Below are 20,258 nucleotides of genomic sequence, written 5' to 3' on the forward strand. Positions count from 1 at the left end.
GTGTTTCAGACCATCTATGACATCGAAATGGTGCCGGTTTGGGTCTGCCACCAGATGCGTTTCGACGCCCTGCAGTCGCCAGTTTTCAGCCAAGAGCGCGGACTGCCTCAGAAATTCCGGGCGTTCATGCGCGCCGACCCAAGCGGTGACCTCGATGCCTGAAACGGCCTGTGCCAGCGCCGGGCTTTCCGCGCGCGCCGTGTCTGGAGTCAGGTTTAATGTGTCGTTCATCGAGTGAAGCAAAAGCGGGCGCAGATCATGCACCCCGCTGATCGAGACCACGCGCTCAATACGCTCCTGTATGGATTTGGTCAGCGGCGTATCCTGGCAAGCCATGCGTGACACAAGGTGGCCACCCGCAGAGTGCCCGGTCAACCGGATAGGCCCGTCGATGCGGTTGGCAGCAAAGGTGATGGCCTTGGCAATCTGGCCTGTGATCTGAGGCACGCTGGCGTCGGGCGCCAGGGTATAGCTTGGCATTGCCACGGCCCAGCCCAATTCAACTGCGCCTTGGGCCAGATCTGACCAACTGGATTTATCAAAGGCCAGCCAATAGCCACCATGCACAATCACCGCCAACCCCTTGGGCTGAGCGCGCGGCAGAAACAAGTCCAGCACCTCGCGCGGGGACGGCCCATAGGCAAGGTCGAACTCTGCCTGACAAGTCTTGCGAAACGCAGCCGCGCGGGTCTCCCAGATCTCGGGAAACTGCATGCCGTCGGGAATATAGTCGGCATTGGCGAAGGCGTCTTGCCAGTCGATCAGGCTGTCGTGGGTCATGTCTGGTGTCTCCGCTGGCTCACAAAGGGGGTTAGGGCTGGGTCTTTCCATGTTCGTACCGCATCCACGCGCCTATGGTCAGGCATTTTGTAGACAGCGGGCACGCGATGCGCGCGGCGAATGTCCTTTAGATGATTATAGTTAATGCTTATATATTTCAAGCTTGAATTAAAATGCGACCTCCCATACGGTGACTCGCGTGCAGGCTGTCTGCAGCAATTGAAAGGGAAGCGAGATGCGCGTCGCATGTTTGGGCGGTGGCCCCGCAGGTTTGTATTTTGCGATTTCAATGAAGTTGCGCGACCCCTCGCATGAGGTTGTCGTTCTCGAGCGCAACCGCGCGAATGATACATTTGGCTGGGGCGTTGTGCTGTCTGACGATGCGCTCGTGAACCTTGAGAAAAACGACGCGGCATCAGCGCGTATGATCCGCGAGAATTTTGCCTATTGGGATGATATCGCCGTGGTCCACGATGGCGTGCGCACGGTGTCCAGCGGGCATGGCTTTGCCGGGATTGGCCGCAAAGTTCTGTTGTCTCTGTTGCAAGATCGCGCCCGAGAGCTGGGCGTTGAGCTGCGCTTTGAGGCCGAGTTTGATGACGTAGAGGCGATCCGCAAAGACTATGATCTTGTGGTTGGCTGCGACGGGCTGAACTCTAAGGTTCGCGCGGCCTATGCGGAACACTTCAAGCCTGAAATCGATGTCCGGGCCTGCAAGTTTGTCTGGCTTGGGACGCATCAGAAATTTGACGACGCCTTCACCTTTATCTTCGAGAAAACGCAGCACGGCTGGATCTGGGCGCATGTTTATCAATTTGATGATGACACCGCGACCTTCATTGTGGAATGCGGGCAGGACACCTGGGACAATTTCGGGTTCGAAGGCATGTCCAAGGATGCCATTATCGAAACCTGCCGCAAGGTTTTTGAGGCGCATTTGGGTGGACACGATCTGATGTCAAACGCGGCCCACCTGCGCGGCTCTGCTGTCTTTATGAACTTCCCGCGGGTGTTGTGTGAAACATGGCGCCACGAGAATGTCGTGCTGTTGGGCGATGCCTCGGCAACGGCGCATTTCTCGATTGGGTCGGGCACCCGTTTGGCCTTTGACAGCGCGATTGCGTTGGCGGATTTGCTGCATAGGGAACCCAACCGGGATGCGGCGTTCAAACGATATCAAGAGGATCGCCGGCTTGAAGTGTTGCGTCTGCAATCCGCTGCGCGCAATTCCTTGGAGTGGTTTGAGGATGTCGAACGCTACCTCGATCTTGATCCGGTGCAGTTCAACTATGCGCTGCTGACGCGGTCGCAACGAATAAGCCACGAAAACCTGCGTTTGCGCGATGCGGCGTGGCTGAAGTCGGCGGAAAGCTGGTTTCAACAACACTCTGGCGCCGCAAAGGACGCTCCCGTACGCGCGCCGATGTTCGCGCCGTTCAAGCTGCGCGATATGACGTTGAAAAACCGCGTCGTGGTCTCGCCGATGGCGCAATATAAGGCGGTGGATGGCGCGCCAAATGACTGGCATCTGATCCACTATGGCGAACGGGCAAAGGGCGGGGCGGGTCTGGTCTTTACCGAGATGACATGCGTCTCAGCCGAGGGCCGCATCACGCCCGGATGCCCTGGCCTTTACAGTGCAGACCACGAAGCGGCATGGGCGCGCATCACGGCCTTTGTACATGCTGAAACAGAGGCCAAAATCTGTTGCCAGATTGGTCACGCGGGCCGCAAGGGTTCAACGAACCTTGGCTGGCAGGGCATGGACCGGCCTTTGGATGAGGGCAATTGGGATCTGGTCTCGGCCAGCGCAATCCCGTGGTCAGGCGACAACGCGACCCCGCGCGCGGCGACACCTGAGGACATGGCACGCATCAAGGCGCAGTACGTCGCCGCTGCTGAAATGGCGGATCGCGCGGGCTTTGACATGATCGAGCTGCATGCGGCGCATGGTTATTTTCTGTCCTCCTTCATTTCGCCAGTCTCTAATCATCGCACCGACGACTATGGCGGCAGCCTAGAAAACCGTCTGCGCTATCCGCTTGAGGTTTTTGCGGCGATGCGGGCCGCTTGGCCTGCGAACAAGCCCATGTCTGTGCGCATTTCAGCAACGGATTGGGTTGGCGATGAGGGCGTCACACCAGAAGAGGCGGTTGCAATTGCCAAGGCCTTTTCGGATGCGGGTGCGGACATCATCGATGTGTCGGCAGGGCAAACCACGACCGATGCCAAGCCGGTCTATGGGCGCATGTTTCAGACCCCGTTCTCGGACCGGATCCGCAATGCGGCAGGCATTTGCACCATGGCCGTCGGCAATATTTACGAGGCCGATCACGCCAACTCGATCCTGATGGCAGGGCGCGCTGATCTGGTGGCGGTGGGGCGTCCGCATTTGGCCGATCCCTATTGGACCCTGCACGAAGCCGCAAAGCTTGGCGACCGCGCAGAACACTGGCCGCTGCCCTATCTGGCAGGGCGGGATCAGACATGGCGCCTGGCTGATCGCGACGCCGAGATGATCCGCGTATGACCCTGTCTGGCAAACATATCATTGTGACCGGCGGCGGCACAGGTGTTGGGGCTGCCACCGCAAAGGCGCTTGCAGCCGCAGGGGCCACGGTGACCATCATGGGACGTCGCACCGAGCCGCTTGCAGCACAGGGTTTGGCGTTCCAGACCTGTGACGTCACCGACATGAGTTCGGTGCAAGCGGCCTTCACAGCCGCCCGCGAGGCTCATGGCCCGATTGCCGGAGTCATCGCCAATGCGGGGGCCGCTGAAACGGCACCTTTCTCTCGGATGCGGCCTGAAACCTTGCAGACCATGCTGTCGGTCAACCTGATCGGCGTATCCAATGTCTGGCAGGCGGCCCTGCCTGATTTGACGACAGCCGGATGGGGCCGGTTGATCGCCGTGGCTTCGACCGCCGGATTGAAGGGCTATGCCTATGCGTCTGCCTATTGTGCCGCAAAACATGGGGTTATCGGCCTGACCCGCGCTCTGGCGCTAGAGCTTGGGGCCACCGATGTGACGGTCAATGCGATCTGCCCGGGATTTGTTGAAACGCCCATGCTGGAGCGCTCCATTCAGAACATTATACAAAAGACCGGCATGACCGAAGAAGGCGCGCGCGCCTCTTTGATGTCAGGCAACCCTCAGAAGCGTTTCGTGCAGCCTGGCGAGGTGGCCGAGACGGCTGTTTGGCTGTGTTCTGAGGCAGCGAAATCTGTGAACGGCCACACATTAACGATGTCAGGAGGCGAGATATGACCCCTACCCCCGAGACCGAACTGACGCCCGAACAGCTGTCAAAAGCCCGCCTGCGACTGTGGCTAAAGCTGTTACGCGCAAGTGGGCGTATCGAAGACGAAGTGCGCCGCCGACTGCGCAGTGATCTGGATTGGACGCTGCCCCGATTTGACGTGATGTCGGTGCTGGCCCGCCAGCCTGAAGGCATGAAAATGAACGAGATCTCTAAGAAGCTTCGGGTCTCAAACGGCAATATCACCGGGATCGTGGACAAGCTGACCGAAGAGGGGCTGACACTTCGGGTGCCTGTGCCCGGCGATCGCCGCGCGCATAAAGTCTGCTTAACCCCAAAGGGAGAGGACGTGTTCGCAGAGCACGCCGCCATCCACGAAGGATGGATCAACGGAATTCTTGGCGGGCTGAACAGCGACGACATAGAGGGCATGATCCGTCGGCTGGATCAGCTGGACCTGACTTTGGACGAAGGACGCTGAGCATGCGCACCGATGTCAAACACTTCAATTGCAGCCTCAAAGACGGGATCGCCGAAATCTCCCTCGCGCGGCCAGAACGAAAGAACCCGCTGACCTTTGAAAGCTATGCCGAGATGCGCGACTGGTTTCGCGATCTGCACTACGCCGATGATGTAAAGGCCGTAATCTTTGCGCCCAATGGCGGGAATTTCAGTTCGGGCGGCGACGTGTACGAGATCATCGGCCCGCTGGTCAACATGGAGGTGAAAGAGCTCTTGGCCTTCACCCGGATGACCGGCGACCTTGTCAAAGCCATGATGGGGTGTGGCAAGCCGATCATTTCCGCCGTAGACGGCATTTCCGCAGGGGCAGGGGCGATCATTGCCATGGCCTCGGACCTGCGGTTCGCGACACCGGCGGCGAAAACGGCGTTTCTGTTCAACCGTGTCGGATTGGCGGGCTGCGACATGGGGGCCTGCGCGATCCTTCCCCGCATCATCGGGCAGGGGCGTGCCTCTGAGTTGCTATACCTAGGCCGCGCGATGACCGCACAAGAGGGGCTGGACTGGGGCTATTTCAACCGCGTGGTGCCGCAGGATGCCTTGTTGGACACTGCCCGCGCGTTGGCAGGGCAGATTGCAGCGGGGCCGACATTCGCCAATTCGATCACCAAAACCATGATGGTTCAGGAATGGTCGATGAGTCTTGAGCAAGCCATCGAAGCCGAGGCTCAGGCGCAGGCGATCTGCATGCAAGGCCGCGATTTCGAGCGTGCCTACAACGCCTTTGTCGCGAAACAGAAACCTGTGTTTGAGGGCGACTGATGTCCGATACCTCTTATCTGAATTGGCCGTTCTTTGACGAAAGCCACCGCACATTGGCACGCGAGGTGGACGCATGGGCGGTGTCGGCCTTGGCGGACATTGACCACGGAGACACAGATGCGGCCTGCCGGTACTTAGTGGCGGCTTTGGGGCAGGCGGGCGTGTTGACGCGATCTGCGGTTGATCCCGCATCCGACCAGCCGCTGGACGTGCGTGCGCTTTGTGTGATCCGCGAAACTTTGGCGCGACACGATGGGCTTGCGGATTTTGCCTTTGCGATGCAGGGGCTGGGCACTGGCGCGATTTCCTTGTTTGGAACCGACGCGCAAAAGGCCGAGTGGCTGCCGTTGACGCGCTCGGGACAGGCGATCTCGGGCTTTGCGTTGACAGAGCCGCAATCGGGATCCGATGTGGCCAACTCGACGATGACGGCGACGCTGGACGGGGATCACTATGTCCTGAACGGCGAAAAGACCTGGATCTCGAACGGTGGGATCGCAGATGTCTACACGCTCTTTGCCCGGACGGGCGATGCGCCGGGGGCCAAAGGGCTGAGCGCCTTTATTGTGCCGGCGGATGTGCCGGGGCTTGAGGTTGTTGAGCGTCTGGCAACCATCGCGCCGCATCCTTTGGCGCGGCTGCGGTTCACCGATTGCCGCATTCCCGTTTCCGCGCGGCTGGGCGGTTCGGGTGATGGGTTCAAAATAGCCATGTCAGTCTTGGATGTGTTCCGCTCGACAGTTGCGGCCGCGGCCTTGGGCTTTGCGCGCTGTGCGCTGGATGAGGCACTGGACCGCGTCACAGCAAGACATGTGCAAGGCGCGCCGTTGTTTGAGTTGCAGATGGTGCAAGGCCACATCGCTGATATGGCTTTGGATGTGGATGCCGCTGCGCTGCTTGTCTATCGCGCCGCATGGACCAAAGACACAGGCGCGCCGCGCGTCACGCGCGAGGCGGCGATGGCCAAGCTGTTTGCCACCGATCACGCGCAAATGGTGATCGACAAGGCGGTTCAACTGCACGGTGGCGACGGTGTGCGATCAGGTGAAACCGTTGAAAAGCTTTACCGCGATATCCGTGCCCTGCGTATTTACGAAGGTGCTTCCGATGTGCAGCGCGTGGTGATTGCGCGGCAAGCCTTGTCGGCGCATCAGAGAGGTTAGTTATGCTCAAACCCTCGGCGCATCACGACAGTTTTTGCAGAGACAACCTACCCCCAGCGGATCAATGGCCGGATTTGATTTTAGACGGCTTTGACTATCCCGATCGCCTGAATGCTGCTGTTGAATTGACGGACGCCATGGTCGCGGCCGGGTTTGGCGACCATACGGCGTTGATCGGCAATGGGCGGCGGCGCACCTATAAAGAGCTGACCGACTGGAGCAACCGGCTGGCGCATGTTTTGGTCGAGGATCTGGGGGTCAAACCGGGCAATCGTGTCTTGATCCGCTCCGCGAATAATCCGGCGATGGTGGCCTGCTGGCTGGCGGCCACCAAAGCTGGCGCGGTCGTGGTGAACACCATGCCGATGTTGCGGGCCTCAGAGCTGGTGAAATACGTCCAGAAAGCGCAAATCAGCCATGCCTTGTGCGACACGCGGTTGATGGAGGACATGACCCTTTGCGCCGAAACCTGCCCCGAGTTGACGCGGGTGGTTGGGTTTGACGGCACGTCCAATCATGATGCCGAGTTGGACCGGTTGGCGCTTGAAAAACCGGTTCGGTTTGACGCCGTTGCGACCTCTCAGGACGATGTTGCCCTTATCGGGTTCACGTCGGGCTCTACCGGAAACCCGAAGGCGACGATGCATTTTCACCGCGACCTTCTGATTGTGGCTGACAGTTACGCCAAAGAGGTTTTGAACGTTCAGCCAGATGATGTTTTCGTCGGCTCGCCCCCACTGGCGTTTACGTTTGGTTTGGGCGGCTTGGCCATTTTCCCACTGCGGTTTGGTGCGGCTGCGACGCTGTTGGAAACCGCAACGCCTGCCAATATGATCGACATCATCGAGACCTATAAGGCCACGGTCTGCTTTACCGCGCCAACCGCCTATCGCGCGATGATGCAGGCGATGGATGCGGGGGCCAACCTGTCGTCCTTGCGTGCGGCCGTGTCTGCTGGTGAAACCTTGCCCGCACCGGTTTATGAGGAATGGATGCAAAAAACCGGTAAGCCGATGCTGGACGGGATTGGCGCAACCGAAATGCTGCATATTTTCCTGACCAATCGGTTCCAAGACCACAAACCCGCCTGCACCGGAAAGCCCGTCACAGGCTATGAGGCGAAAGTGATCGGCCCTGACGGAGAGACCGTCGCACCGGGCACCTATGGCCGCCTTGCCATGCGCGGCCCCACCGGTTGCCGCTATCTGTTTGGCGAACGTCAGCAAGACTATGTTCAGGATGGCTGGAACATCTCGGGCGATGCGTTTTGGATGGATGAGGACGGCTATTTCCACTTCGCCGCCCGCAACGACGATATCATCGTCTCGTCCGGCTACAACATCGCTGGGCCCGAGGTAGAAGCCGCGCTTTTGTCGCATCAGGCTGTCGCTGAATGTGCCGTCATTGCGGTGCCTGACGAAGAGCGCGGCGCGCTTGTTGAGGCGCATGTGGTGCTGGCCCCCAGTGTTTCCGCCAGCGACGCGCTGATCGCCGAGCTGCAGGCCCATGTCAAAGCGACTATCGCCCCGTTCAAATACCCGCGCTCGGTTAAATTCACCGAGGCCTTGCCCAAAACAGAAAGCGGCAAGATCCAGCGGTTCAGACTAAAGGATCCAAAATGACCAGTAACGCCTATGATCCGGGAACGGACGGCGCTAAGATGAGCTATGCGGACGCCATGAGCTATGGCGACTATCTGAAACTGGACGGCATTCTCACCCAGCAGCACCCGCTGAGCGATGCGCATGATGAGATGTTGTTCATCATCCAGCATCAGACCAGCGAGTTGTGGATGAAGCTCGCCCTGCACGAACTTGCTGCCGCGCGCACGGCACTTCGGGCTGATGATACCGCGCAGATGTTCAAGATGCTGGCGCGGGTCAGCCGTATCTTTGAACAGCTCAACAATGCCTGGGACGTGCTGCGCACTATGACCCCTGCAGATTACAGCAAGTTCCGCGAGGATCTGGGCCCCTCATCCGGGTTCCAATCGCACCAATACCGCCTGATCGAGTTTGTGCTGGGCAACCGCAACCCGAATATGCTGAAGCCGCATGCCCATGTCCCAGAGGCTGTGCAGATCCTGCAAGAAGAGTTGGCGCGGCCAAGCTTTTATGACGAGGTGGTGCGCCATCTGTTCCGCAAGCTGGACGGCCACGAGGCCGACGTCCCCGCAGAACAGCTGGACGGGCCGCATCTGGCGGTGCCGATCATTCAGGCCAAGTGGAAAGTCGTCTATGAGAACGTTGACGCCTATTGGGACCTGTATGAGCTGGCGGAAAAACTCGTTGATCTTGAGGATTACTTCAGGCGCTGGCGGTTTAACCATGTGACAACGGTGGAACGTATCATCGGGTTCAAACGCGGCACGGGCGGAACATCGGGTGTCGACTATCTGAAACGCATGTTAAACGTCGAGCTGTTCCCAGAGTTGTGGAACCTGCGCGGAGAGTTGTAATCCCCGCTGGCGTGATGCCATGTGACTTGTAAATCTTGTGGCCCAATCCCTAGAAAGGAGCCTCCATGACCTGTCTTTTCGTTCAAATTCGCTGTCGTCCGGGAACCGCCTATACGGTGGCTGACGCCATTTCGCTGCGCGAAATTCATTCAGAGCTGTATTCGACCAGTGGTGACTATGATCTGCTGATGAAGCTATATGTTCCCGAGGGCGAGGATATCGGTCGCTACATCAACGACAATTTGCTCGATATCGACGGCATCGAGCGTACCTACACCACACAGACATTCAGAGCGTTTTAAAAGCGGATGCACTTTAGTCATGCACAAAAGGTGCTGTTTCGGCACTGCGATCCCGCTGGGATCGTGTTCTATCCGCGGTATTTCGAGATGATCAATGATGCGGTCGAGGCGCTGTTTGAGGAGCTGCTGGACTGGCCGTTTCACCAGCTACACAAAACCGGCGGCGTGCCGACCGTGCATTTTGATGTGACGTTTAAGGCCCCCACGCGACATGGCGATTGCCTGAGCCTTGATCTTACGCTCGTCACACTGGGCGGATCGAGCCTGAACATTCAGACGCGCGCGCATCAGGATCAAGAAACCCGGTTCCTGGCGGATCAGACCTTGGTCTGCGTTGATGCGACGGGCAAGCCGACCTCTTGGCCAGACGCTTTGCGCCAACGGGTTGCCGACATCACGGAGATCGACGCGTGACAGGTAAGACCATTCATCCAGACGGCTGGGCACCGGCGTTGGGCTATGCGAACGGTATGTTGATGGCCGACGGTACACTGCACATCGGCGGGCAGATCGGCTGGACCGCGCAGAAACAGTTTGAGGCCAAGGATTTTGTCGGCCAGATGGAGCAGGCTTTGCGCAATATCGCAGAGATTGTCCGTGCGGCAGGGGGTGACGTGACGGACATCGGGCGTCTGACGTGGTTTGTGAAAGACAAAGGCGAATATCTTGCAAAGCAGCGCGAGGTCGGCGCGGCCTATCGTAGGGTTTTTGGCAAGCATTTCCCAGCCATGTCTATGCTGGTAATCAAGGATCTGATCGAAGATGAAGCTTTGATCGAGATCGAGGCGACGGCCTATATTCCAGCGGCCACGTAAATTCGGACGTTGCCCTAACGACTAAGCCACATCGCCGGTTAAGCAACAGAAAACGGCCCCGACAGGCGGGGCCGCTCTGGTCTTGGGAGAATACGTCAAGACGCGCGACGCTAGGCCTCGCGAGCGCGGTGGACATGGACGGCGCAGGCCGCATGTCGGACGACTTTGGCAGCGGTCGAGCCCATCAGGAAATCGCTGACACCGGGTTTGTGTGACCCGATGACAATGCAGTCAAACTGTCCATTGTCAGCATATTCGATGATGGCGCGATAGGCGTGACCCTTGATGACCTCGGCATGCATACCGTCGATGCCGCTGGTTTTTTCGGCCAACAGCTTCTTGGCGGCGTCCAGCCCGAATTCGATCGCATCTTCGCGCAGATAGGTCGAAACCGTGCCCCGCGGGATCTCATAGACGTGCAGCGCTGTGATCTGGCCTCCGGGCGCACAGAGCGCCTGTGCCGCGGCCAGCGTTTGCGGAGAGATGCCATGATCCAAAGCCAGTGGCACAAGTATTTTTTGATACATAGTCTGTCCTTTCGCTGCAAACTTAGGGCGCGGCCGCCAAGGTTACCCGTTCGCGGTCAGATCAAAGGTTTCGTCAGGGAAGTATTTCTCTAGACGCACATCCGCTGACAACGCGTGCCCCTCCATCCCTTCCAGTCGAGAGATCCGAGCTGTGGCCAAGGCGACCTGCTTGGATCCTTCGCGGGTCGCTCTTTGCCAGGTCACGATTTTCATGAACTTATGCACGCTGAGACCGCCGGTATAGCTGGCAGCGCCCGAGGTCGGCAGCACGTGGTTCGTGCCCGCGGCCTTGTCGCCATAGGATACGGTGGTTTCCTCGCCCAAAAACAGCGATCCATAACAGCTGAGGCGTTCCAGCCACCAATCCAAATCTGCGGCCTGAACGGTCAGGTGCTCCGGTGCATAATCATCGGATGTCGCGGCCATTTCCTCACGGTCGTCACACAAAATCACCTCAGCATAATCGCGCCACGCAGCTTCGGCGTTTTCGCGGTTCAGCTCTGGAAGCTTGGCGATCAGGTCGGGCACGCGTTTCAGAACGTCTTCGGCCAGTGGGCGATGATCTGTGACCAGCCAAACGGGCGAGTTGTATCCGTGCTCGGCCTGACTGACGAGGTCGGTGGCCACGATATGCGGATCGGCCTCTTTGTCAGCAAGGATCAAGCTGTCGGTCGGGCCTGCGATCATGTCGATGCCAACGCGTCCGTAAAGCGAGCGTTTGGCCTCGGCTACGAACTGGTTTCCGGGGCCGACGATGATATTGGCTTTCGGCTGGCCAAAAAGGCCAAAGGCCATCGAAGCTACGCCCTGAACTCCGCCAATCGCCATGATTTTATCCGCGCCGCAGACATGGGCCGCATAGACAATCGCAGGGAACAATCCCACGCCGGGCTGGGGTGCGGAACAGACGGTGATGTGGCGACAGCCTGCGACTTTGGCGGTTGTCACGGTCATGATCGCACTGGCGATATGGCGATAGCGTCCTGCAGGCACGTAACAGCCCGCTGCCGCAACCGGAATGGCCTTTTGGCCAGCCAAAAAGCCCGGGTTCACTTCGAATTCGACATCTGACACCGTGCCTTTCTGAACCTCGGCAAAGCGCCGGATATTGTCGCGGGCGAACAGGATGTCGTCTTTCAGTTTCTGCGGAACAAGTGCGCTTGCGGCTTCAATTTCCGCAGGCGTCAGTTGCACGTTGCCGTCGTATTTGTCGAACTTCGTGGCATACTCCAGCGCCGCTTCTTCGCCGCGTGCTTCGATGTCGGCAAGGATATCTGCAACGATTGCAGAGGTTTCGCCTGCGTCTGATCTAGACGTCAATTCCGCCTTTTTAAGATATTGTCGTGCCATCGGCCGATCCTTTTGCTCGTGAAGCCTATGCTTCACGTCTGTTGTGAACAATGGAGGCATAGAATGCCAAGCCGATCAGACCGATGCCGACGCCTCCGGTGATGAGTTCATGCACATGTGTGAGGGATTGTAGGAACATCACAATCGACAGTGCAAAAATCGAATAAAACGCGCCGTGCTCGAGGTATCTGAACTCGGCAAGCGTGCCGCGCTCGACCAACATAATGGTCATAGAGCGCACATACATCGCCCCGATGCCAAGGCCGATCGCGATAAGAAGAATGTTGGCGGTCAGCGCAAAGGCGCCAATCACACCGTCAAACGAGAAGCTGGCGTCGAGCACTTCCAGATAGAGGAACGCGCCCAAGCCGCCCTTTGCGCCAATCTCGGCGGTTTTTCCGGCGATGTTGTCCAGATAGGTGCCCAGACCATCCACCAGCGTGAACACCAGCAGACCCATGACGGCAGACGACAGGAATGGCGCGAGTTTATAGTCCGGCAACTGGCGCGAAATAAGCAGAACGATCACCAGAACCAGAGCGATCTCAAAACCGCGGATCGATCCCCATTTACGCAGCCACCGTTCAAGACCAGCAACCCAATCGATCGACTTGTCTTCGTCAATGAAGAACTTCAGCGCAACCATCATCAGGAAGGTGCCGCCAAAGGCCGAAATCGGCCCATGCGCCTGACCGATGATGCGCGAATATTCATCCGGATCTGCCAGTGCGAGGTGCATGGCGGCAAAAGGGTTAATCCAGGCAAAGATCGCGACAATAGCCAGCGGAAACACGATCCGCATGCCAAAGACCGCAATCAAAATGCCCCATGTCAGGAAACGCCGCTGCCACACAGGGGTCATCTCTTCCAGCTTGTTGGCGTTGACGATGGCGTTGTCAAAAGACAAGGCAATTTCAAGCGCGGCCAGAACAGCGCCGACGAAGAGGAACGACATAACGCCCCGTGTATCGCCTTCGGTGGCCCAGCCCAGCCAGCCGGATAGTCCAAGGCCGATCACCGTCACGACAAGCGGCCATTTCAGATAAGAGAGGGAACTGCGTTGTGCACTCATAACTTAGTTTCCAGACATCACTTCGGGGAGCCAAAGCACCAGTTGCGGGAAGATGAACAAGAGGATCAGGCCCAAGAGCTGCACCAGCATGAACTGCATCATACCAAGGTAGATGTCTTTCAGATCCCAGTTCGGAACGACGCCTTTCAGGAAGTAGGCCGACAAGGCAACCGGCGGCGATAGCCAAGCGGTTTGCAGGTTCACAGCCACAAGTATCCCGAACCAGACCATCAGGTCATAGCGGTCCAGACCATAGACATCCAAGGCCTCGACGGTGGGCAGCAGGATTGGCACCACGATCAGAACAATCGGCACCCATTCCAAAGGCCAGCCCAAGAGGAAGATCAGGGACATGACCAGGATCAGGATCAGATAGGGCGACATATCCAGCCCCAACAGAAGCTCGGTCATCATCTTGGGCGTTCCCAAGGCCGAGAACTGTGCGCCAAAGAAGTTCGACGCGGCAACCAGGAACATGATCAGAACCGTGATCTCGAGCGCTTTGATCAGGCTGTCAAAGAAGCTTGGGATGGTGAATTTGCGATAGCCGATCGACAGAAGGATCGCACCGAATGCACCCATGGCCGCCGCTTCCGCCGGTGTTGCCAATCCCAATAGGATCGAGCCCAAGGCGAAAGAGATCAGAATGGTCGGGGGCATCAGTCCGGCAAAGAACTCATCCCAAAGCGCCGAGAAGTAAAAGCCCTCGTCGGCGTCGCGGCTGTAAATCGGCCGCGCCAGGACAGCCAGCAATACGGTGAAGGCCGCGAAGATGGTGGACCAGACCGGAATGGCGCCGTCCGTCATGTTCACAGCGATCATGTAGAGGTGGAACAGAACCGCGATCGGCAAGACAATTCGCAGCACGTTCAGGCGGCGATAGGCGGCATAGGCTATGCCTAGAACAATCGCCAGAACGATCAGCCCAGCAAACGGCACCGTGCCGGCAAACGCACCGCCAAGGCTCAGGCCAAAGACACGGCAGACGGTCAGGACGCCCAGACAAATCAAGGCAACTTCGGCACCATAGAACTTAGAGGTATCGGGTTGATCCTCTTCGGCCAGAATGGGGCCAAGTTCGGGGTTCAGCCAGCAGCGCCCAAGCGTGTAGAGCAAGTAGAGCGACGCCAGCAGCGCACCCGGGATAAAAGCGCCGCGGAACAAATCAAGCGTAGAGACTTCCAGCACCGGTCCCATGACGATCAACATGATCGACGGTGGGATCAGAATGCCAAGCGTCCCGCCGGCCGTGATCGTACCCGCAGCGAGTTGGACATTGTACCCGGAACGGCTCATCGTCGCGCCAGCCATAATGCCCAGGAGAGTCACAGAGGCCCCAACGATCCCTGTCGCAGCGGCAAAGATCGTCGAAACGATCAGAACCGCGATAAACAGAGCACCGCGCACACGGGCCATAATCATCTGAATAGACGCAAACAAACGCTCCATGAGGCCCGCAGCCTCCATGACGATCCCCATCAAGACAAAGAGGGGCACGGCCATCAGCTGGTCGTTCAACATTGTAGAGTTGGTGTTCAGCGTCATCAGCAGTGTGGTGAGCTTAAAGTTCGCGCCCCAAATGCCGAACACAAAGGCAAGGAAGATCAGCGTGAAAGAAATCGGGAAACCGATAAAGATCACGAACAGCATTGCGATCAGCATGATCAAACCGATGGTCGGCTTGTCCAGTCCGGGACGAGCCCGCATCAATTCGGAGAACCACTCGCCACCCGGTACCGTGTTTGGAGCAAAGATAGCCAGGATCAGCCAGATCAACGCGATCAGATACACGGGCAGGGCGCGGACAAACCAGCGCTCGCGCTCTTTGCCCATCTTGTGGAACGCGCGGAAAATCTCGGGAATGCCCTGCAGCATTAAAAGGAAGCCACCAACGGGCATCGCGGTCCGTGCAGGCCACAGCAGGGGCCCCCATGCGCTGTCAATCGCCATGGTCTCGCCTGTGGAATAGGCCAACCACCAGAACTCGCTTGCGACGATGGTGAAAAAGATCATCGAAGGCATGAAAAACAGCAGATACAGCGAGGCATCCACGGTGGCCTGTGTCTTTGAGGACCAGTTTCGATACAGGAAGTCCGCGCGAATATGCACCCCGCGCATCAACCCATAGCCCGCTGCGGCCATGAACAGTACACCTGCAATCATGCGGCTGGTGTCATACACCCAAAGCGTCGGGCCCAGACCCAGCGAGCGGGCAAGATCCTCAAAGCCGGCGTTCTGCAGGATCGCAAAAGAGTTCCGAGAGAAGACCTCATAGACCACGACGGCAATCAGCGGCACCATCAGAAGGGCGATGATCTGGCCTGCACGATAGTTGACAACGTCAATCACAGCGGTGATCGGCCGCTGCCACGCGGTCATATCTTCGGGCGTTTCACCTGGGGCTTCGGCGCGCCGCTCGGCAATCAACTCGTCAGCGATTTCCAGATCTTCTGGATTTGGTTCGTCGGCCATGGTGGTTCCCTCCCGGTTCCGCAAATGCGCGGACTTTATTCTTTTGGTCAAAACGCCCTCCTCCGGCGTTTAGAGCAAAAGAAGGACCGGGCCCTGTAAGAGCCCGGTCTGATGATTTACTTCAGAGTGTCCGCGAAGGCGCGGCCAAGACCTGCGTTCGAGGTCTGAGCACCGGCCCAGAATGGAACAGCCACTTCCGCAAATGCGCGCTGAGACGCCCATACTTCTGCGAAGAAATCGTTCTCATCCGCTGCTGCCTGAAGCGCACGTGCCGCCGCTGCAGAGTACTCGGTGAAGTAGTCCGCTGGGGTGTCCTCAAGGATAACACCGTGGTTTTCGGTCAGATCCTTCAGCGCCTTACCGTTTTCGAAGATACGGTAGGACATGGACTTGGACAGAGATGCGTTTGCTGCAACTTCCAGAGCTTTCTGCTCGATCGGTGTCAGGGCGTCATAGAAGTCGCGGTTCACATACATGTCCGCGTTCACAACAACCTGGTGAAGACCTTGCAGGTAGTAGTGCTTGAGCACTTTCTGGAAACCAAACACGGAGTCAGGCTTCGGGCAGCACCATTCTGCCGCGTCGATTGTGCCTTTTTCCAGCGCTGGCAGGATGTCACCGCCGCCCATTGCGACCGCAGGAACACCGATGTCAGCATAAGCAGCGCCAACCATGCCTGGAGGGGCGCGGAAGCGCATCTGACGGAAGTCGTCCATGGATTTGATCGGCTCTGGGAACCAACCCAGGGCTTCCGGACCAACTGGCTGCAGCATGAAGCCTTTGACGTTCACGCCCATTTCGTCCCACAGGCGGTCATACAGCTCTTTGCCGCCGCCATACTGGAACCAGCTCAGGAACGCGATGTTGTCCATGCCAACGCCGGCACCCGCAACTGGCGCGCCAAACAGGTTGGCTGCAACGTGCTTACCACCCCAATAGTGGGTCCAGGCAAAGCCACCTTCAACCAGACCCGCGTCAACAGCGTCCATGATGTCACGAGGTCCAACGACCGCGCCTGCAGGCAAAACTTCGATGGTCAGAGAACCACCGGTCAGTTCAGCAACGTCTTTGCCGAATTCGTTCAGCATAAAGACTTCGTCTGCAGTGTTTGGCAAAACCGACTGAATACGCAGAACTTTTTCTGCCATCGCTGAGGTCGCCATAAGTGCCAATGTTGCGGCCCCTGCCGCTACATGTCTTAGTTTGAACATTTATTGTCCTCCCTTGGTTAAACCTTCGAAGTTGTTCTTGTCTCGGGGCTGAAGGCTGCGCCCCGTAGATTGTTGGGGTCCATAATCGAACCCGAATTCCGTGCCGGAGACCGGCAAGAATAGCGTCGTGACAATCATGCTCTCGCATCCTCCAATACGAGATCGGCGGCTTTCTCGCCGATCATGATGCACGGTGCATTGGTGTTCCCGCTGACGATCTTGGGCATGATCGAAGCGTCCGCGACACGCAGGCCTTCGATCCCTTTGACCTTAAGGCGCGGATCCACTACCGCGGCCTCGTCGATGCCCATCTTGCAGGTGCCAGTGGGGTGATAAATTGTCACCGCAGTGCGGCGCGCCCAATCGAGCGTAGCGTCGAAATCATCCATCGCCACATCTGCTCCGGGCGCGTGCTCTTCGGAAATATGCTCCTTCAGAGGGGCGGTGTTAGAGATATTGCGCGCGATCTGAATGCCTTTGACGATGGTTTTGCAATCCAGATCGGTTGCCAGATAATTCGGATGAATTTCCGGATGGTCGTCCATATTGGCCGAGCGCAGCTTAAGATGCCCTGCGCTTTCCGGACGCAATTGCAAGACCGACGCGGTGAACGCCGAAAACTTGTGCGGGCCAGCCGATGGCTTGTCTGCGCTCCACGGTTGGATGTGAAACTGAATATCCGGGGTTTCCAAATGATCTTCTGTCTTCAGAAACCCTGTGCCCAGGCTGGCGGCCATGGTCATAGGGCCTCGCTGGGTGAGGGCGTACTGCATCGCGATCATGCCCTGCTTGAAGATATTGTTGGCCTCGGTGTTGATCGTGCTGAGGCTGGTTTTATAAACCGGACGCGCCTGCAAATGGTCCTGCAGGTTCTTCCCGACGCCTTTCAGCGCCTTGTGAACCGTGATGCCGTGGGGCGCCAGATCGTCTGGGTCGCCGATGCCAGACAGCATCAGGATCTGCGGCGAGCCAATGGCGCCCGCGCTCAGAATGACCTCTTTACGCGCGGAAATCGTCTGCATTTCGCCACCCAGACGCGCGCGGATGCCGGTTGCACGTCCCTCCGAGATCAGAACCTTTTCCGTCTGCGCGCCGGTGATGATTGTCAGGTTTTCGCGTCCACGGGCCGGACGCAGATACGCCGCCGCCGAGGAACACCGCCGTCCGCCCTTCATTGTCAGCTGGAAATATCCGACGCCTTCCTGGTCTTCACCGTTGTAGTCGGGCGTGCGCTTGTAACCGGCGGCCACCGCAGCATCTATCCAGGTGTCGACCACTTTGCGTGTCAGCCGAGAGTCCTGCACCGACAGGGGACCATCGGTCCCACGTACGTCGTTTGAATGGGTGCCGTGCCAGGTTTCTGACCGCATGAACAAAGGCTTTACGCTGTCCCACGACCAACCTGTGCAGCCCAGCTGCGCCCAGTGGTCATAGTCCTGCGGCTGTCCGCGGACATAAAGCAATCCGTTGATCGAGCTGGACCCGCCCAGCACGCGGCCACGGGGCCATGAAATCGCGCGACCGGCAATGCCGTCATCACGCTCGGTCATATAGCCCCAGTCGGACTTTGGGTTCCCCATTGTGCGGAAATATCCGACCGGAATGTGGATCCACGGGTTGCGATCGGGTGGACCGGCCTCAAGCAACGCCACTGTGTAGCGCCCGTCCTCAGACAGACGGTTCGCGAGCGCGCATCCGGCCGAGCCGGCACCTACAACAACGAAGTCAAACTTCATTTACCACCTAATTATCAAAAAATGAGACTTTTAATCTCGATTTTGGTAAAAATGCACGGTATCCTGATTCGCGGAAATTGCACCATGTTTTTTTTTGGAGGCTTGAAAATTGTCGGACACAGACCGCATTCCAACCAACCTCCGCACGCTGTTGATCCTTGAAATCTTGGGCAAAAGCGATCGTGCGCTGTCAGCCACGCAGATCAACGATCAACTTGGTTTGCCCAAGCAAACGGTGCATCGCCTGTGCACAACGCTTGAGGAAAGCGGATTTCTGACCCGTCCCGGCAATGCAAAGAAGTTTCAGGTCGCGCGGCGTCTGCGGGATTTGGGGGCAGGGCTTTTGCATAATTCCCGCGATCACATCGCGCGCCACCAGATCCTGAAAGAAGTGGCGGAAGAGGTACGCGAAACCGTGAACTATGCCGTGCCTGACAAATCCGGCATGAGTTATCTGGATCGGGTTGAAACGGATTGGCCGTTTCGCATTCAGCTGCCCGTCGGCACGAGCGTCCCATTTCACTGCACGGCCAGCGGCAAGACATTTCTGGCCAGTCTGACACCTAAAAATCGTGAGGCGATGATTGCGTCTTTGGACCTTAGAAAGATGACGCAAGGCACCCGCACGAACCCGCAAACACTTCTGCAAGAGCTGCGGGACATTCGCAAAAAGGGCTATGCGCTGGACCAGGAAGAGTTCATGGACGGCATGATCGCCATCGCAGTCCCGGTGCTTGACCCGCTGGGCCGCTTTATTGCGGCAGTAGCCTATCACGGCCCGACCCAGCGGATGACATTGGCCGAAGCCGTTGATCGCAAAGACCTTTTGCTGAATGCCGCGCGCAAGTTGAGCAAGGTTCTGTTTCCAGACGAATAGGGCAGCTTGCGGGGATGAAACCGCGACATGCCGATGGCGGAGCTGAGGCAGCCTTGGCCAATCCCTTTCAAGTTCTTTCTGTTCCCAGCTGCACGTGAGCTTTTCAACGCGCGGGGCTTGGTGCTATCGAATGGACCACTTAAATAGGCTGTGGCCTGCACAGAAACGAGTTCCAAATGACACCATTGCCGATCAACGAAAGCAGTAGCATCGCGCCGGTGCAGTTTCTGGCCGAGACAGCGGATCCGGCGGTTTTGGCCGTGATCACCGCGATTGAGGGGCCTTCTTACAGACCGCTTGGGGCCATGATGGCGTTGACCGCGGATGGGCACAGGGTCGGCAGCCTGTCGTCGGGCTGTGTGGAATCCGACATTGCCCTGCACGCCGCCGAGGCTCTTTCTGCGGGCGAGGTGCGCGTTCTGCGATACGGGCGTGGCTCGCCATTTGTGGATATCCAACTGCCTTGCGGCGGGGGTCTTGAGATCACTTTGGTACCCAACCCCGATCGACAAGTTCTGGCTGTGGCCGTTCAGAAATTTGGTAACCGCGTCGCCTGTGCGTTGACGATTGAGACCTCAACCGGCGACCTGGGCATCGACGCGGCCGTGAGTGCGAGCGTAGAAACAGGACGTCAGGGCGAAACATTCTTCGTGCGCCTGGACCCCGAGATCTTTTTCTATGTGCTCGGCAAAGGTCCCGAGGCCATCACCTTTGCCGCCTTGGTTCAATCCGCTGGATTTCCCAACATCCTCTGTTCTCCGGATGCCGAAACGCTTGAGGCGGCAGCGAGGGCGGGCAGTGCCGTCATGCACCTGACATCGGCGCGGTTCCCGACGGAAATTGCGCCAGATTCGCGCTCTGCGGTGGTGTTGTTTTTCCATGATCACGATTGGGAGCCGCCGATTTTGCAAACGGCGCTTGCCTCGCCTGCCTTCTATATCGGGGCGCA

19 protein-coding genes are annotated in these 20,258 nt (G+C 58.1%); 12 read left to right on the forward strand and 7 right to left on the reverse strand.

The genetic code is table 11. From position 1 onward, the window contains the following. Nucleotides 1-780, reverse strand: a 780-nt coding sequence (locus tag ACEQWH_RS16035; protein ID WP_370232525.1) for an alpha/beta hydrolase, incomplete at its 3' end; no start/stop codon positions are given. A gap of 235 nt (nucleotides 781-1,015) precedes the next feature. Between ACEQWH_RS16035 and ACEQWH_RS16040 the strand changes: the two genes are divergently transcribed. From ACEQWH_RS16040 to ACEQWH_RS16085, 10 genes are all read left to right on the forward strand, one after another. Further along, nucleotides 1,016-3,310 (forward strand): bifunctional salicylyl-CoA 5-hydroxylase/oxidoreductase, encoded by a 2,295-nt coding sequence (locus ACEQWH_RS16040; RefSeq protein WP_370232527.1) that lies wholly within the window; start codon nucleotides 1,016-1,018, stop codon nucleotides 3,308-3,310. Then, nucleotides 3,307-4,050, forward strand: coding sequence for an SDR family NAD(P)-dependent oxidoreductase (locus ACEQWH_RS16045; protein WP_370232529.1), 744 nt, complete (start codon nucleotides 3,307-3,309; stop codon nucleotides 4,048-4,050). Before ACEQWH_RS16040 ends, ACEQWH_RS16045 begins: the two co-directional genes overlap by 4 nt. Further along, nucleotides 4,047-4,523 (forward strand): MarR family winged helix-turn-helix transcriptional regulator, encoded by a 477-nt coding sequence (locus ACEQWH_RS16050; RefSeq protein ID WP_370232531.1) that lies wholly within the window; start codon nucleotides 4,047-4,049, stop codon nucleotides 4,521-4,523. Before ACEQWH_RS16045 ends, ACEQWH_RS16050 begins: the two co-directional genes overlap by 4 nt. 2 nt (nucleotides 4,524-4,525) lie before the next feature. Next, nucleotides 4,526-5,326, forward strand: a complete 801-nt coding sequence (locus tag ACEQWH_RS16055) for an enoyl-CoA hydratase family protein (protein ID WP_370232533.1) — start codon at nucleotides 4,526-4,528, stop codon at nucleotides 5,324-5,326. Beyond that, nucleotides 5,326-6,489, forward strand: coding sequence for an acyl-CoA dehydrogenase family protein (locus ACEQWH_RS16060; protein ID WP_370232535.1), 1,164 nt, complete (start codon nucleotides 5,326-5,328; stop codon nucleotides 6,487-6,489). The genes ACEQWH_RS16055 and ACEQWH_RS16060 overlap by 1 nt, the downstream gene beginning before the upstream one ends. 2 nt (nucleotides 6,490-6,491) lie before the next feature. Then, on the forward strand, nucleotides 6,492-8,111 hold the full coding sequence (locus ACEQWH_RS16065) for an AMP-binding protein (RefSeq protein ID WP_370232537.1): 1,620 nt from the start codon (nucleotides 6,492-6,494) through the stop codon (nucleotides 8,109-8,111). After that, entirely contained in the window at nucleotides 8,108-8,947 is an 840-nt protein-coding gene (locus ACEQWH_RS16070) for a tryptophan 2,3-dioxygenase (protein WP_370232539.1), read from the forward strand. Before ACEQWH_RS16065 ends, ACEQWH_RS16070 begins: the two co-directional genes overlap by 4 nt. Before the next feature lie 65 nt (nucleotides 8,948-9,012). Then, the gene (locus ACEQWH_RS16075; protein ID WP_370232541.1) at nucleotides 9,013-9,249 is read left to right on the forward strand and encodes an Lrp/AsnC ligand binding domain-containing protein; all 237 of its coding nucleotides are present in this window, start codon (nucleotides 9,013-9,015) and stop codon (nucleotides 9,247-9,249) included. A 30-nt stretch (nucleotides 9,250-9,279) separates the two neighbouring features. Beyond that, nucleotides 9,280-9,663, forward strand: coding sequence for an acyl-CoA thioesterase (locus ACEQWH_RS16080; RefSeq protein ID WP_370232542.1), 384 nt, complete (start codon nucleotides 9,280-9,282; stop codon nucleotides 9,661-9,663). Further along, the gene (locus ACEQWH_RS16085) at nucleotides 9,660-10,064 is read left to right on the forward strand and encodes a RidA family protein (RefSeq protein WP_370232544.1); all 405 of its coding nucleotides are present in this window, start codon (nucleotides 9,660-9,662) and stop codon (nucleotides 10,062-10,064) included. Before ACEQWH_RS16080 ends, ACEQWH_RS16085 begins: the two co-directional genes overlap by 4 nt. A 110-nt stretch (nucleotides 10,065-10,174) precedes the next feature. Here ACEQWH_RS16085 and ACEQWH_RS16090 read toward each other — a convergent pair whose 3' ends face one another. The 6 genes from ACEQWH_RS16090 to ACEQWH_RS16115 form a co-directional block, all read right to left on the reverse strand. Next, complete coding sequence (locus ACEQWH_RS16090) at nucleotides 10,175-10,591, reverse strand: universal stress protein (RefSeq protein ID WP_370232546.1); 417 nt, start codon at nucleotides 10,589-10,591, stop codon at nucleotides 10,175-10,177. A gap of 42 nt (nucleotides 10,592-10,633) precedes the next feature. Continuing rightward, nucleotides 10,634-11,941 carry a histidinol dehydrogenase gene (hisD, locus tag ACEQWH_RS16095; RefSeq protein WP_370232548.1) on the reverse strand — a complete coding sequence of 436 codons (1,308 nt, stop codon included), beginning with the start codon at nucleotides 11,939-11,941 and terminating at the stop codon, nucleotides 10,634-10,636. A 25-nt stretch (nucleotides 11,942-11,966) separates the two neighbouring features. Beyond that, complete coding sequence (locus ACEQWH_RS16100; protein WP_370232550.1) at nucleotides 11,967-13,013, reverse strand: DUF475 domain-containing protein; 1,047 nt, start codon at nucleotides 13,011-13,013, stop codon at nucleotides 11,967-11,969. Nucleotides 13,014-13,016: 3 nt separating this feature from the next. Next, nucleotides 13,017-15,485: a TRAP transporter large permease subunit gene (locus tag ACEQWH_RS16105; protein WP_370232552.1), complete on the reverse strand. Its 2,469-nt coding sequence runs from the start codon at nucleotides 15,483-15,485 to the stop codon at nucleotides 13,017-13,019. A 116-nt stretch (nucleotides 15,486-15,601) separates the two neighbouring features. After that, nucleotides 15,602-16,696, reverse strand: a complete 1,095-nt coding sequence (locus tag ACEQWH_RS16110; RefSeq protein ID WP_370232554.1) for a TRAP transporter substrate-binding protein — start codon at nucleotides 16,694-16,696, stop codon at nucleotides 15,602-15,604. A 134-nt stretch (nucleotides 16,697-16,830) separates the two neighbouring features. Further along, nucleotides 16,831-18,432, reverse strand: coding sequence for a GMC family oxidoreductase (locus tag ACEQWH_RS16115; protein WP_370232556.1), 1,602 nt, complete (start codon nucleotides 18,430-18,432; stop codon nucleotides 16,831-16,833). A 109-nt stretch (nucleotides 18,433-18,541) separates the two neighbouring features. Here ACEQWH_RS16115 and ACEQWH_RS16120 point away from each other — a divergent pair, with 109 nt between their 5' ends. Together ACEQWH_RS16120 and ACEQWH_RS16125 are read left to right on the forward strand one after the other, a co-directional pair. Further along, entirely contained in the window at nucleotides 18,542-19,309 is a 768-nt protein-coding gene (locus tag ACEQWH_RS16120; protein ID WP_370232558.1) for an IclR family transcriptional regulator, read from the forward strand. Nucleotides 19,310-19,485: 176 nt separating this feature from the next. Beyond that, nucleotides 19,486-20,258: XdhC family protein (locus ACEQWH_RS16125; protein ID WP_370232560.1), on the forward strand; the 773-nt coding region annotated here is incomplete at its 3' end.

Source organism: Cognatishimia sp., assembly GCF_964229375.1.
Lineage (GTDB): Bacteria > Pseudomonadota > Alphaproteobacteria > Rhodobacterales > Rhodobacteraceae > Cognatishimia.

Coding starts and splice junctions, on each gene's coding strand:
- ACEQWH_RS16070 (WP_370232539.1), top strand. CDS start 8,108: ATGACCAGTAACGCCTATGATCCGGGAACGGACGGCGCTAAGATGAGC.
- ACEQWH_RS16060 (WP_370232535.1), top strand. CDS start 5,326: ATGTCCGATACCTCTTATCTGAATTGGCCGTTCTTTGACGAAAGCCAC.
- ACEQWH_RS16075 (WP_370232541.1), top strand. CDS start 9,013: ATGACCTGTCTTTTCGTTCAAATTCGCTGTCGTCCGGGAACCGCCTAT.
- ACEQWH_RS16100 (WP_370232550.1), bottom strand. CDS start 13,013: ATGAGTGCACAACGCAGTTCCCTCTCTTATCTGAAATGGCCGCTTGTC.
- hisD (WP_370232548.1), bottom strand. CDS start 11,941: ATGGCACGACAATATCTTAAAAAGGCGGAATTGACGTCTAGATCAGAC.
- ACEQWH_RS16090 (WP_370232546.1), bottom strand. CDS start 10,591: ATGTATCAAAAAATACTTGTGCCACTGGCTTTGGATCATGGCATCTCT.
- ACEQWH_RS16050 (WP_370232531.1), top strand. CDS start 4,047: ATGACCCCTACCCCCGAGACCGAACTGACGCCCGAACAGCTGTCAAAA.
- ACEQWH_RS16045 (WP_370232529.1), top strand. CDS start 3,307: ATGACCCTGTCTGGCAAACATATCATTGTGACCGGCGGCGGCACAGGT.
- ACEQWH_RS16105 (WP_370232552.1), bottom strand. CDS start 15,485: ATGGCCGACGAACCAAATCCAGAAGATCTGGAAATCGCTGACGAGTTG.
- ACEQWH_RS16065 (WP_370232537.1), top strand. CDS start 6,492: ATGCTCAAACCCTCGGCGCATCACGACAGTTTTTGCAGAGACAACCTA.
- ACEQWH_RS16115 (WP_370232556.1), bottom strand. CDS start 18,432: ATGAAGTTTGACTTCGTTGTTGTAGGTGCCGGCTCGGCCGGATGCGCG.
- ACEQWH_RS16040 (WP_370232527.1), top strand. CDS start 1,016: ATGCGCGTCGCATGTTTGGGCGGTGGCCCCGCAGGTTTGTATTTTGCG.
- ACEQWH_RS16110 (WP_370232554.1), bottom strand. CDS start 16,696: ATGTTCAAACTAAGACATGTAGCGGCAGGGGCCGCAACATTGGCACTT.
- ACEQWH_RS16055 (WP_370232533.1), top strand. CDS start 4,526: ATGCGCACCGATGTCAAACACTTCAATTGCAGCCTCAAAGACGGGATC.